8 protein-coding genes are annotated in these 12,615 nt (G+C 54.2%); 2 read left to right on the forward strand and 6 right to left on the reverse strand.

Annotated elements, in window-relative coordinates:
- Positions 1-139 precede the first annotated feature (139 nt).
- The 4 genes from ACIOWL_RS12620 to ACIOWL_RS12635 all read right to left on the reverse strand — a co-directional run bounded on the left by ACIOWL_RS12620 (position 140) and on the right by ACIOWL_RS12635 (position 5,604).
- Positions 140-2,554, reverse strand: coding sequence for an AAA family ATPase (locus ACIOWL_RS12620; RefSeq protein ID WP_400385489.1), 2,415 nt, complete (start codon positions 2,552-2,554; stop codon positions 140-142).
- Positions 2,547-3,119, reverse strand: coding sequence for a hypothetical protein (locus ACIOWL_RS12625; protein ID WP_400385492.1), 573 nt, complete (start codon positions 3,117-3,119; stop codon positions 2,547-2,549). Before ACIOWL_RS12625 ends, ACIOWL_RS12620 begins: the two co-directional genes overlap by 8 nt.
- The gene (locus ACIOWL_RS12630) at positions 3,119-4,852 is read right to left on the reverse strand and encodes an SIR2 family protein (protein ID WP_400385495.1); all 1,734 of its coding nucleotides are present in this window, start codon (positions 4,850-4,852) and stop codon (positions 3,119-3,121) included. Before ACIOWL_RS12630 ends, ACIOWL_RS12625 begins: the two co-directional genes overlap by 1 nt.
- Before the next feature lie 599 nt (positions 4,853-5,451).
- Positions 5,452-5,604, reverse strand: a complete 153-nt coding sequence (locus tag ACIOWL_RS12635; RefSeq protein WP_400385497.1) for a hypothetical protein — start codon at positions 5,602-5,604, stop codon at positions 5,452-5,454.
- Positions 5,605-5,815: 211 nt separating this feature from the next.
- On the opposite strand from ACIOWL_RS12635, the gene ACIOWL_RS12640 reads away from it, so the two are divergent.
- Positions 5,816-5,962, forward strand: a complete 147-nt coding sequence (locus ACIOWL_RS12640; RefSeq protein WP_400385499.1) for a hypothetical protein — start codon at positions 5,816-5,818, stop codon at positions 5,960-5,962.
- A 509-nt stretch (positions 5,963-6,471) separates the two neighbouring features.
- Positions 6,472-6,633 (forward strand): LLM class flavin-dependent oxidoreductase, encoded by a 162-nt coding sequence (locus ACIOWL_RS12645; protein WP_400385500.1) that lies wholly within the window; start codon positions 6,472-6,474, stop codon positions 6,631-6,633.
- A gap of 250 nt (positions 6,634-6,883) precedes the next feature.
- Here ACIOWL_RS12645 and ACIOWL_RS12650 read toward each other — a convergent pair whose 3' ends face one another.
- A complete protein-coding gene (locus ACIOWL_RS12650; RefSeq protein WP_400385503.1) occupies positions 6,884-8,308 on the reverse strand; it encodes a hypothetical protein in 1,425 nt (474 codons plus the stop codon).
- 199 nt (positions 8,309-8,507) lie between these two features.
- Positions 8,508-12,461, reverse strand: a complete 3,954-nt coding sequence (locus ACIOWL_RS12655) for a helix-turn-helix domain-containing protein (protein ID WP_400385504.1) — start codon at positions 12,459-12,461, stop codon at positions 8,508-8,510.
- Between the last annotated feature and the right edge of the window lie 154 nt (positions 12,462-12,615).

The raw sequence follows: 12,615 nt of genomic DNA on the forward strand, positions 1-12,615 counted from the left end.
GTGTTTGTCTCCACACGACGGCGTGCTTACCTGCCAAGTCACTCAACTCGTCGCCGTTTTCAGTGATATTCAGTTAATTCCTTAGGTGCTTCAAACCCCCTTGGAGTACACAATTAACCACGAGAATTGAGTGTCTAGGTTAGCTGGCTATGGCGGCATCTGGCTTCCATACATGTCGGGTGATGCCTTCGTCTTCCTCGGTAGCGCGTTCGCCGAGTTCGATGGTGATGAGCTCATCGCCATCGAACGCCGGGCTAAGTTCAAGAGCTAAGTAATCGAACAGTTCGCGTTCGTGAACGGCGAGAATGACTTGCCGATTGTTTTGTTTCGAAATGAGGCGGATGAGAGCAGCAAATTGTGAAATGTGTACTTCGTCCATGGCTTGTACAGGGTCATCCAAGACAAGGCAAGGGACGATTGGTTCAACAGCGAGGTGGAGTGCGAGGAACAGGGACAAAGCTGCGGTGTTTAGATTTCCTGCAGACAACATCATTTGGGGCGGGCCACTAGCTTCGCCACTGAGATGCGTAGTCTCCAACTTGATGTCGAGGTTTTTCTTTGTGCTGCTGGGGATACCGAAACTCGGAACGAAGCCTTCGTTCGGTGCGAGCCGAGTAAATACGGTCTTCCAGATCTCGTTGAGTGATTCAGTGAAGACTCGGTGGACGATAGCAGTGCGTGCTTGCGTTGCGGCTTCGTGAACTTCTTTGGCAACTCCTTGACGACGCTTCGCTTCAGTGAGACGAGCGTCCCATTTTGTCTTACATTCCTCAATGTCATCGAGATTTTTCGCGGAGGCGGATTCGCGTTCAATGGCACCTGCCATGCGCTCTGCTTCGATACCTGCTTTTCGGTGTTGGTTGATCTTATCAGTGAGACGGGAGAGCCGGGCTTCTGATCGTTCGAGAAGTTCGGTCAATGCTGTGTCTAATGAATCGACTACAAAAGAGGTGTTGACCTGTAAAAGGTCAGCATATCTAGCAAGTTCGTTTCTGACATAGCGCTCTTCTGAAGATGCTGACTCAAGGCTGCCGAGCAATTGCTGGAGGTTACGTACCTTTCGGGTGAGGATTTCACCTTTGGACTTAATCGCTTCAATCTCACCGACCTGGTCGGTGAGATCTACGAGAGTGGCGTAGCGCAGTTCCGCAGCCTGATACTCCTCGGCAGAGAGAATCCCGGACTTGAGTCGGGTGTATTCAGCGTCTGCCAGTGTGACTTTTGCTGCTAGTTGGTCGCGTTCGTATCGAAGATCGACGAGTTGTTGGCCATGAATGGTGAGTTCAGCTAGTTTTGTGTCGATGTGTGTTAGGAGGCTGTGGTGACCGGTTTCCGTAAAATCACGGTCACATACTGGGCAGTTGTTGCTGGCTTCGATAACGCTGCGGAGTGCAGCTAAGCTTTCCACAAGCACACTTGAATGCTCGTGAGCGTCTGAAATTCGAGACTGCAAAATTTCTAAATCAGCTCGGTCAACCTCTAATTGAGCGTTGTGAGATTCAGTCTGCGCTTGAACTTCAGCGGCGCTCTGCAAAAACTGGAGGGCCTGCCTCGTTGCGTGCTGGATATCAAGGCGAGGGTCGCTACGCAGATTCACTCCCGCAGAATACGCAGTGGCCTCCCACGCCAGGACTTTCTCCCCGTCCGTGGTCTCCCATGAAGCTTCGTCGGCGGTCGCTACCGCGAGCGCTGTGCGAGTCTCTTGGATCTGTTGTGTAGTTGAGCGGTCAATTAATGCTGAGATGCGACCACCTAATGCGATGAGTTTTTGGTGGAGCGTCAAGGCAGCCTCAGACTCATCATGAATGGTGTCGTCATTCAGGACTGACTTGATGAGCTCAAGAATATCCGTATCAGACATGTCATCGCTTGTTCCGGGATGGAGTCCAGCCATAGCTTCTCGGGTTGCGGACCGGGCATTGGCGGCCTCCGTCAGGATCTCGGCATGCAGAGCACTCTGTTCTTTGAATTGGGCAGCTGCTGCCTTCGCTTCGCGGTCAGCTTCGTAGACACCTACTGCAAGCTTCTTAAGGAGCCTGAGATCGTTTGCTTCGTTGAGCCCGCCACGAAGGGCGTCGATTTTCTCAAGGCCGAGGAGTTCGCTTACAAACTTTTCGAGAGCAGACTGCTCGTTTCCTTCTCGTGCTTGATACAAGTCAAGGAGACGACCGAGTGATGCTTGGTCAAGGTAGCACCGTTCGGCATAGAATTTCGCAGCTTCGTCGCTAAATGCTGGCGTGCCCTCCAGATTCGTGCGGCTGACGGTTAAAGGAACACCAGGTGTTCCCACCTGCAGATTCTCTGCGACGTCGGCTCGAACAGTTGCGTATGACTGCCCGAAGAATGGGAGGTGTGCTCGGTAGTGTTCGGAATGGCGTGCCATGCTTCGAATACCGCCAGTCAGAGCCAGCTCGAGCGCAGACAGAACACTTGTCTTACCGGTGCCATTCGGTCCATGGATCAGGACAACGGGTGCATCAAATGGTAGTTCACGTTTGCCTTCAAGACGGCGGAAGTCGGCGACCGCCAGCCGGCGGATTGGGATTTCACTCATTATCTTCCTCCACGTCATCGTTCCAATCTGCCCCTTCGTTCGCATATCTGCGTAGGGTTTCTCGCACGGCGTCAGTCCCATCAGCAGCAGACCGGATGAGCCTGATGTGCTCAGGTGTCGTTTTTCGCAGACCAAGCGCGGTCATCACTTCGTTTACAGGGTCGCTTCCGTGGACTAAGTCGACGTTTGGCAGTTGGAGCGGCAGCAGGACAGCAATAGCGTCCTTGATTTCGGCTGTATCAGGTCTGGTTGAAGCGATAGGAAGGATGCGGGCATAACGCTCCAACTCGATTCGGTCAGAGGCCGCGACGCCGCCAAGAAGCACAAGACTGACGGGCCGGCGTGACGCGACCAAATCGAGCGATCGGGCTAGGCCTGCAACAAGTCGTTGCAGACGTCTTCTGGGCACTTGGTCAGTCGCAACTAGAACTAAGTCATGCGAAGTATGTGTCCCTCGGACTGCGGCCTCGAAACCAAACTCTGTGCCAGCAATTGTCAGTGGCTTCGGAAGACGTTCAAAACCGGCGTGCTCTAAGACAGTGATGACTTCTTGAACACTCGTCATCAGAAGCCTCCTGCCAGTTTGAAGGCTTCGTATAGGTCATCGGCCGAGCCCGTATCGGTGATACTCGATGCGATATTGAAGCGCCCGGCGTAAGTCTTGCCGTCACGTCCGAATTTGGATTTCGGTGACCGGGTCACCACAGCGGGCTCTTCATCAGTGACCACGATCAATACATTCCCCTCGTTGTCGTCGAGTCCACTGGCCAATTCAAGAGCTATCAATGTCGCGGCGTCCTTTACGAAAAATACACAGGTATCTCGATTTTCCCTGACTAGACGAACCACACCGTTTCTTGGCACATTTTTATCGCCAGGCATCACCGACCAATAGCCAGTGGTGAGTCCGCGCCCAATCAACGCCAGCGCGACACCGAGCAGCCCGAACTGTTTCGAAGGGAAATCAACGTTGTGAACCGCCTGTCCGACAGGGCTGTCCGACAGTGGTCTATATTGATCTACACCTGCAGTGGGTGGACGCCCGGTACGAAAAATAGACAGCGTCAGGTTCACTGCATCGATGAGCCGAGCAAAGAACTCACGCTGAAACTTTACAAGCATCGAATGCTCAAACTTATCTTGGTTGTTTGGATTAGCGCGGCGAGCTACCGAATCGCGAAGGCTGAGGAGGTCGGTCTGCAACTGCCGCACAGCTGTCTGATCCCATGCATCCCCAACTCCATATTCAATCAGGAAGCTTAACTTTTCTGTGAGCGATAACAGCACCAGTGCCATCAAGGTAGGTTTTCCATACGCGCCCAGAAGCGCGGACTGCGCGATAGCGCTTCTATTTTCTTGATGATTCGAACCATACGTGAGTGCGAGAAGGTTACGGTGGTATGACTCCAGATGTTCCTCGCTCAGAACGACTGCCGGCGCAGAGGCTGGCCACGGCCGTTCCAAATCCTGGATTGCACCTGCAAATACGGTATGAAGGTCGGCGTCTTGCGCCGACAGGCCAATTACCAACGTCAACCGGTCCGCAAAAAGCACCTCGAGGTGTTTGCGCATCGACTTATTTGCTGGCTGCTCACTCCATCCTGAAATCTGTGATTCACGTGCGATGAGTAAATCCCGGTATTCGGACTCATCTTCTCGTGCACGCACGGCACAGCCATGGAACTTGATAACTTCCATACGCGGTCCCGTGTTACGGAAATCTTCTGGCTTCACAGCAACCCGCACCAGCGAACTGAACACAGGCGTCAGTTTGTCCAATGCCTTCTCGATAAGCCCATCCCAGTTCGCAGTAACTGCAGATGCAACGAGCCCCTCCAACATGAGGATCGCTATACAGTAGTGCTCAACATCGGGTTCAAGTTCCGCTGCCCCGTACGTGTTAGGGACATCAAGTCCTGTCCAGACCAAATAGTCTGCTGGATTCTCGTCGCCCACGTGCACATCAAGAACTCGAGCGTAGTTCGTGACCAAGGTTGCGGCTATCCGATTCCGCAGCGGCCATTTTTCGACCTCTATGGAGAAATCGAGACTCTCTAGTTCTTCTCGATTTAAGCCAGCGAGACTCAATACGTCGTTGAGAGCAGTGCGGTAAGCGCAATCTGTATCTTCATCGACAATGTTTGAACGAAGATGTTCCACGATACGCTCGATGAATGTGTAGACATTCGGTACCCTCTCACGTGATATTCCTGAGCCAAGCCATAAAGCGTATTGACCTTCATTGAAAGCAGAGGAGAAATCTGAAAAAGTCGAGCCAAACCGCTCAAGAACAGCCATTACTGTGTTCACAGGCCCACTAGTCATTCCTCGCCCCATTTACGTTATCCGACATCCCGCAAGCGACTCACTCGCTAGCATTCCCAAGTCATTCTGCCACGGATGAGGAAACCAGCAAACACGGTGTCTATTTAGGTTGGATAAACAGTTGACTTGGGAACATCTTGAACTGCCGAAATTTTGCGGAAACCTAAGCTGTAGTTGTCGTACGCGCAATAACAGAGCAAAAGAGGTTGGCCGTATAGTGCGATTTCTGCGGATGTGTGCTGGCCTGCTGCGGCGGGGGACGATGAGGTGTTTTTGTGAACCTGGGAAATCTTAGGTTGCTTACCGCGGAGCGTGCCCTTGGCATACGCTAGCGGGTGCGAGCGAGGGTTGAGGCCAGATTCGGACTCGGCGACCATGCCTACCTAGGACGTTGAAGATGAGTTTGTCGACAGAGGTTGGTCAGATTCTGCACGGACTCGCCGAGGCTGAGTCTGATGCTGCGCTCGGTGAGATCCTCGACAATACCGCAGGCGTCGGAGGCCGATGGTGCCTCGGGCTGAGGCTCGACCCGTGTTGATTGACACGGCCACCGTCACTGCGCTGCTGATCGACTACACCGCGATGGCCGGCATGGCGGGCTGAGAGACCTGACCGTCAGGTTTGGCCGCCAGCGCTTCCAAATCGACGTCATGGTGGTCACGATGATGCTGCTGATCTTGATTGTGCAACTGATTCAGTTCGCCGGAGACAAGGTAGTGCTGCACTACACGTGGTGGCGCTAGGCTAAGATCCCGTTGTCCATCCGATTTGTGCCATCTTGGGTCGTTTACTTTTGACTGCCCGGGTCCGGGTGGTGAAGGTCCGACAATGGGGCAAAAGCTCACATTGATAATGTTTGAAGCCTAAACTAAATCGTGTATCGTTGACTGCAACGCCAACAGCCCCTCCCACGCCTGCCCTAATAGCTGACCGGGAATGACCACCACACTGCGTGACTTTCGCTCGACCGGCTGGACCACTACTGAAGTTCCTGACGCGGTAGTGCTCTTCCTGCATGGCTTCGGTTCAAATGTGCATGGCCTCAGCTCACTGGCCCCGGCGCTCGGCTCGGATCTTCCGTAGGCTTCACTGCGCGCTCCGCTTGTGCTCGGCAACGGCAGGGCTGTGTGGTTCGAGATCACTACTCCGGGTGTCCCTGATGCCGCACCGGTTGAAGCGGCGACCGAGGCGATCTGGTCATGAATTGAAGGAAACGTCGATCCGACAACCAGGATCATTCCCGTCAGATTCTCCTAGGGCTGCCTGATGGCAAGCCGCATGATGCGGACCCGTCCTCGAACGGGTCATTGCTCCGGTATTCCTGGGCGTATTCGTGCTCGGCGCAACTCAGCTGGGCGACGTGTCGCTGCACGCAAACCTTCCCGCAGTGTTCTGGGGCCGAGGCGCCGAGGCTCCGTGGACCAGGTCATTGCCCCTGGTGGCGATCTCCCGCACCGTCGAATTCCTACCGGCCCTTCTTCGCTCGTCGAGAAGGTCTAACCTAGCCCAGGCCACGGCATCAACGCTGCCAAACTCGACGATGTCCGCAACTTCATCACGGCCCAGATCGGGGCCGCGGCTGTAAGCGGAGTATGAGTGCCGCCAACCCGTTCGAGATCTGCATCTTCACCTTTGGCGAGTTCACCCAAGATGCCGATGGCCATCCGATCAACGCGGCAACACGCATGCGGGACATCCTTGAATGGGCTCGGGTAGCCGACGAGGCCGGACTAGACGTCTTTGGCGTGGGGTAACCCCGTAACCGATCTCACGTGATACAGCGGCAAGATTCCCGGGACGGTTCATGCTCAGTGCTGTCAGTAGTTCGAGCGCAACGGGTGGAACCCTGAACCCAATTCGGGGAACTGTAGCATCACAGATCAGGTCCTAGAACGAGTCAGAACTTATGCGTCCAAATCCCCTTGACTCTGGATTGTTTCCAGGCTGAACTACTGTCATAAATTCCGTAGCCGCCGCACGACCACTCGAATGGTCGACCAGCGCTTAATTGCTGGTTGTACTGTTTCGAGGTTGCTCTTCTGCCTGAGTTGCGAGCCAGCGCGCAACCCCGAAAATTCCCCACCCTGTAGCGAAAAGGCGGTTTTCGAGATCTCGAAAGGACATTTGATGCTGTTCGACCGAGGCTTGCTCGAATTCTGCCGCTGTTCCATACAGGGTACGGACGACACCTTCGGCGTCGGCTTCAGCCCGCACACTTCGATAGTTCAAAGTGATCGAGATGATGACGGTACCGGCCACGACCACGCCAAGAATGCCATTTGCCAGCTTCGAAACGATGGCGAAAACACCAACTGGCACAAGGGCTCCGATCTCTCCAAAATAAGTTCCTGCTGCTGAGTAGTAGACGAATGTCCACAAATTCGGTGTTGCAGCGCAGAAAAACTGATCAGGCGCGAACGTGTACACGCCAAGGTTGATGAACGTAAAGGCGAGTATGACCTGGAACGATAGTCCAACGGCTGCCATGATGTTCAGAACCACAACGGAGGGCCCCCTGCGGTATTGATCGAGGCATCCAGCCCAGAATTGAAGCACACGCGTAATGAGTACGTGGTATCCAGCACTATCCCGAAATTTCGTCGCATCTTCGACTGTCCATGACTGGATCGTGATGCGGTTCGGCAACGTCGGCGTCGGAACCTTGTCGATTATTCTGCTCTGCAGCACCCAGTCGATGAACTTCTTCTGGGTACGTATGAAGGCCGTCGAGCGGACGAGATCGATCGCAGTTATGGTCAACCACCAGATCAACGTTATAGCCATCCCGATGACGCCAGCGATTACCCATGGAATCTCTGTCGACGAGATCATGAAACCCGAGAGGCTCGCGATGGCGAGGGCAATGGTGAACAGGCGCACCCTAGACCCGATGCTGGTGACGATTCCAGCGAGACCGACTACGAGCAATGAACTGCGTTTTTTGATCAGAAATTTCGGGAGCTTCCAACACAATAATACAAGGGGAAATCCGATGATATAAGCCAGACTTAGGCCGAGCTTCCGGGAGTTAAAAAGTAGTAGAAGTAGCGCTGTTAAGACGAGAACCAAAAGCCATCGGAAGTCGAGTATCCATACTGCCTGAGGGGCGATGACCGCAAGCATGACCCTGTCGAGGTCGCCTATAAACAATTTTACGACGATGAATGACCATACAACCGAAGCACTTACGTCAAGTACTCGCCGCCAGTCTGTTCGCCTTTTCCGTCGCCGAGAGTCGCCGCGGCGAGGGCGCTTTGAGTCCGCTACTGTCGTTGGTGACTGCTCGGGTGTGGGATTCTCGGCAAACAATCTATCGATGAGATCCCATACTTCGCCTGCTGGAGCATTGGGCGGAGAAGGCAACTTGCGATGGGAGCTAATCGAACGGGCATATACTTTTTGATTACGAGACTGTTCCTGCTTAACCATTGAATTCCTCCTTTCCGTATGAGGTATTTAAGTTGATGTAGGCTACAGATGAAGGGGCGCCGATGTGGTTCTGAGTGAGTTTTGGAATTGAGCAGTGCTCAAACAGCAACCATGAAGAGGTGCTTCTACGGAAATGATTAATGACGACACGGTTTACCCGCTTGCACAGTGAATGTATTTTGATCCCCGCACCTGCTGACTATCCGTCATCGCCCATACGTTCAGCTTCGGCATCGTGCCGGCGAGCCTCCAGCTGGTAACTGTTGGCGATGCCTCGAAGCATTCGCGCGGTTCGGGGCCATTGAGTCGAAATTTTGGCTGCCATGTCGCTGTATTCCTTCTCGAGAGCACGTTCCTGATCGCCCCCGTCGAACATCCCTCGTGTCGTAATTCCGCGTTGGTTGGTCTTCCCGATGTGCAAGCCCGTGTCGATACGAGCGTTGCCGACGTTTTCGATGATCTCGCGCACAGGTTCAGCGGGCCATACGCCATCTGTGCCGACCGGGCTTGAAGCGAGGATCTGGCCAATCTGTTCGTCACCAATTGATCCCCGGCCACAATCCGAAAGAGCAAGTCGTGCCGATCGAACCCACTTGGTCAGTTTTCCTGCATTGATGGTTCCATCGTCGCGCAGGCCTGGTAGTCTACGCCACTCGTGTAGCACACTGAACGATCTTTGGGCGATCGCCTGTTCTTGGGATGTCAGTGTTCGGTGCGATTCGCCCTCGCCGCGGAAAAGCAACTTGAGCATGTTGACGAAGTCTGTCGGGTCGTTGCAGAGAGCTCGGTAGAGGGCTTCGGAAGGTCGGTGCTCATTCAGCAGTTCAAAGAAGAAGAACTCGTAGCCGGGAAGTTCGGAGTCATCAGGAACGTGCTGCTCCATGTATTCCAGTAGCCGCCCTACGTAGTAGCCACTCATCGTGACGTCTTGAATCGGCTCCACTACAACACGTAAAGCACTGAAGACCTCCTTGATAAGGTTGATCTCGGGGTTATTGTTGTCTTTCAGCATCGCGCTCAAGAGTGCGGTGGCTTCCCACGGGCGCCCATGTTCCAGGAATTGGTGAATAGCTTCCGGTCGTTCGTCTCTCGAGACTCGGAAGTGCTGTGCATGGCGCCAATATGCCGCTTCGAGGTTTTTTTCGAAGGAAGCGATCTTGGTCCAATATGTTCGCGAAAGTGGCACCGCGGCCATTAACCGTTCCTGTGCAACCGCAGATGCCAAAGCCGGGCAACCAAGTGCATCATTCAACCAAGCGATGCCGCCGACGCGTATCTTGTCGCTGGCAAAAGAAATAGCGGCCTGTCGCAAATTTGATTCGTCCGAGTCCATCCAACCGAGAATCTCTGGCTCAGGTGCGTCGTCTTTGGCCGCTAGTTGATGCCCGACCGCATGCGGCATCTTTACATCGACGATGAGCGACTCCAGCTCCTTTAGACCGCGCGATAGGACTTCCTCGAGCGCTTCCTGCTGCATATGATTGAGCGCAGCCTCGAATCCGTCGTCTCCGAATTTGTAGCCGGGTACCCGAGCGTTCCAATCGAAGAGTGCCGAGAAACGCCGAGCATCTTGGGTCGGTTTAAGCTTGCGAGCAATCGAACGGAACAATGCAACGTCATCTGTAGGCATAGCCCACTCCGAATCGGAATATTCTTCATGGCGGTCTGCTTCGGCGTTGAGAACCTCCCATACGGCGAAACGTTCGTCGGTTGTCCAGACGGCGTCATGAACGGCTTTGCCGAGTACCGCAATGACGTTCTTGCGCTCTTGGAGGGGCAACTCATCAATTTTCGGGATGAGGTCACGCCAGCGTTCTGGATTGTTATCTGCTGTGGCCACCGCCAACTTGGTGATCTCCTGGATATAGCGTCCCCAATCCGCGTATGAAACTGCTTGCCTGGCAGGTGCCCAGTCGCGATAGGCGGGAGCATGCGGAGGGAAGGCAACCGAATGCTGACTGGGCCAGACGCCCATGATGAGCTTCCAGCCAATATCTGTCTCACGTGCAAGGAAGCGCTCGATAATGGTGAGCTTGTCATCTACACTGGCACCGCTTTGCACGCACCAGCCCAACGTCAAATTTTGCAGGCTTTCAATGGGCCGGTTGCTGAGCTGGCCTCCTGGATCAATCGACGCTAGCCGAGCCAGCAAGTCTGCGGCACGTCCGAAATAGGCGGGCGACCAGCACAAAGCCTCGATTGCCCAGAGAAGGTTCGGGTGTGGCGACGAAGAGCCGAACGCATTCGACTCACGGTCTTGGAACATGTTGCGAAGGACAGGATTCTCTCGCTCGAGATCTAGACCGACGGCATCTTGAAAGACCTCGGGGGCTGCCTCAGCAAGGTTTGGAAGCACATGCGCTAAACCCTGCCAGATCTGACCGCTGATGTCCGAGTTTGCGGTTTCGAGGAGACCATGAACAATACTGTCGACACGGTTCTGCATGGCGATTTCCGAAGGGAGCTCCGCATCGCTGGCGGCAGCGAGCGCTAGACCCGCAGCAAGTCCCTTCTGTAGAATTTTCGAATACTTTGGATGGATCCCCTGAATATTCGCGGTCAATCTAGCAGGTGAGTCCATGCCATTGAACGGATCAGCATCAAGCAGGACTTCAGGGACCGCTTCAGCCCATCGCGCTAGATCGCTGGTGGTGATTCGAGGAAGAAGAAGTAGCGCCGCCTCGACGGGAGAGGTGAGGCGCCAAACACCCCCGGAGTAGACGAATGGTGCATCCGCGCGGCTGGCCAAGCTCTTGAGGAGTCGCTCTATGTCCTCTCGATTGTGCCCTGTCAATTTTTCAAGAATGTTCAGATCACCATCTTGGTTCGACCAAGAGCCGATCAAAACGAGGGGGCCAAAAATCGACGCCCACTCGGGTCGAGCAACCCAATCAGGGGCAGCCAAACGAGGTTCTCGCGCAATGGACCTGAAGAGGGCTGGCATGCTTCGCCGAGCCAGCGAAACCATCGCTCCTACCTTGTTTGAATCTGCACCTTTGATCTTCAAGGCCTCGCAGGCGGGGGAGTAATCAATCTTGTTCAGAGAGATTTTCTTGGAGCTACGAACTAAATCGTTCGGATCAGCGACAAGGACGACTCGGTGGCCCCGTTCCAAGGCGGCTCCAAGATTCAATCCATCCCTAAAGAGTGGTATCAATACCAGCGGAACGTTTGAATCTTTGAGGCGATCCCAAGCGACTGAGTCATTAACCAGGATTGTACGATTAATCAGGTCGTCGAACATTTCAAGCGCTGCATAGACGAAGGCAAGCGCTTCGTCTCGCCAAGGAGCTTGGATAGTGATCGTACCGTAATCAGCAATGCCAGTTAGTTGAGTATGTAGCTCCTCGGCCTGGTTCAAGCGACCTGCGAGATGGAAGGTCGATGGCAAAGGCGGATCTGTCTGGGCCTGAAATTCCAGCCACCAACGTTCGATCGTTCGCGCGGCACGTGGCCGGTAGCCGAGACGTTCCGAGATCCAGATGTGAACAGAGGGTGTTGCCTGAAGCCACCCTTCAAGTACGTGCGCGTCGATCGCTTTGACATCCACGAAGGTGCTGTCAACTGCTCTTTCGGATGCCCAAACGCTCGCGCCTGCCCAATTTCGTGGCGTAGCGAAGACGAAAATTGCATTGCTGTCTTTCGACTGTGTCGCTTCACGCTTGTCATAGTCGCTCTGCGCTTTCCACTTTGGGCTCTGACTGGTCCCGAATTCAAAGAACAACTCACCTGCTGGAAGGTAAGGACTACCTGTTGATGATGCTGTTCCATCCCATCCAGGCGCGGCTATACCTTCGTGAGCGCGTACTTCAAGGCCGCTGATGCCAGGCGTAACTGAGAGAAGCCGGCGCATCAGTTCAGGGAAGGCACCTTTAGCGTCCTCGCTTCCAGCCCATGAGTTTAATGCGTTGGCCGTGACAAGCTCGGGATTATCTACGCGTAGGGCTGGAGCTACCGACGACGTTGTTTCTCCGCGTTGTCGTTGCACCCGCAGGACTTCCTCTCGCGCAAAACGGTGGGACGTTGCACCGGGTACTCGGGCGGAGATCAGCACACCGACTTTTACCCAGTTGCGGATCGTATTTTCGTGAACTCCCAGAAGCCGGGCGGTCTCACGGACGTTCATGTACGACTTATAGTTCCCACTATCCATATATTCAGCATAGCAGATTGTGGACTTTGTGCACATTGTTCGTGGCGCGTAACAAAGGTATTTTCTTGTTGCCAGCGGCGGTCTTAGCAGTGACTTCACGAGTATTTTTTCGGTCTCGGAACTTCCGCGTCATATTGAGCTGCCGTTTACACAG

Origin of the sequence: Glutamicibacter sp. NPDC087344 (genome assembly GCF_044744225.1) — a bacterium.
Lineage (GTDB): Bacteria > Actinomycetota > Actinomycetes > Actinomycetales > Micrococcaceae > Glutamicibacter.

Coding starts and splice junctions, on each gene's coding strand:
- ACIOWL_RS12630 (WP_400385495.1), bottom strand. CDS start 4,852: ATGGCTGTTCTTGAGCGGTTTGGCTCGACTTTTTCAGATTTCTCCTCT.
- ACIOWL_RS12620 (WP_400385489.1), bottom strand. CDS start 2,554: ATGAGTGAAATCCCAATCCGCCGGCTGGCGGTCGCCGACTTCCGCCGT.
- ACIOWL_RS12655 (WP_400385504.1), bottom strand. CDS start 12,461: ATGGATAGTGGGAACTATAAGTCGTACATGAACGTCCGTGAGACCGCC.
- ACIOWL_RS12650 (WP_400385503.1), bottom strand. CDS start 8,308: ATGGTTAAGCAGGAACAGTCTCGTAATCAAAAAGTATATGCCCGTTCG.
- ACIOWL_RS12625 (WP_400385492.1), bottom strand. CDS start 3,119: ATGACGAGTGTTCAAGAAGTCATCACTGTCTTAGAGCACGCCGGTTTT.
- ACIOWL_RS12645 (WP_400385500.1), top strand. CDS start 6,472: ATGAGTGCCGCCAACCCGTTCGAGATCTGCATCTTCACCTTTGGCGAG.
- ACIOWL_RS12640 (WP_400385499.1), top strand. CDS start 5,816: ATGACCACCACACTGCGTGACTTTCGCTCGACCGGCTGGACCACTACT.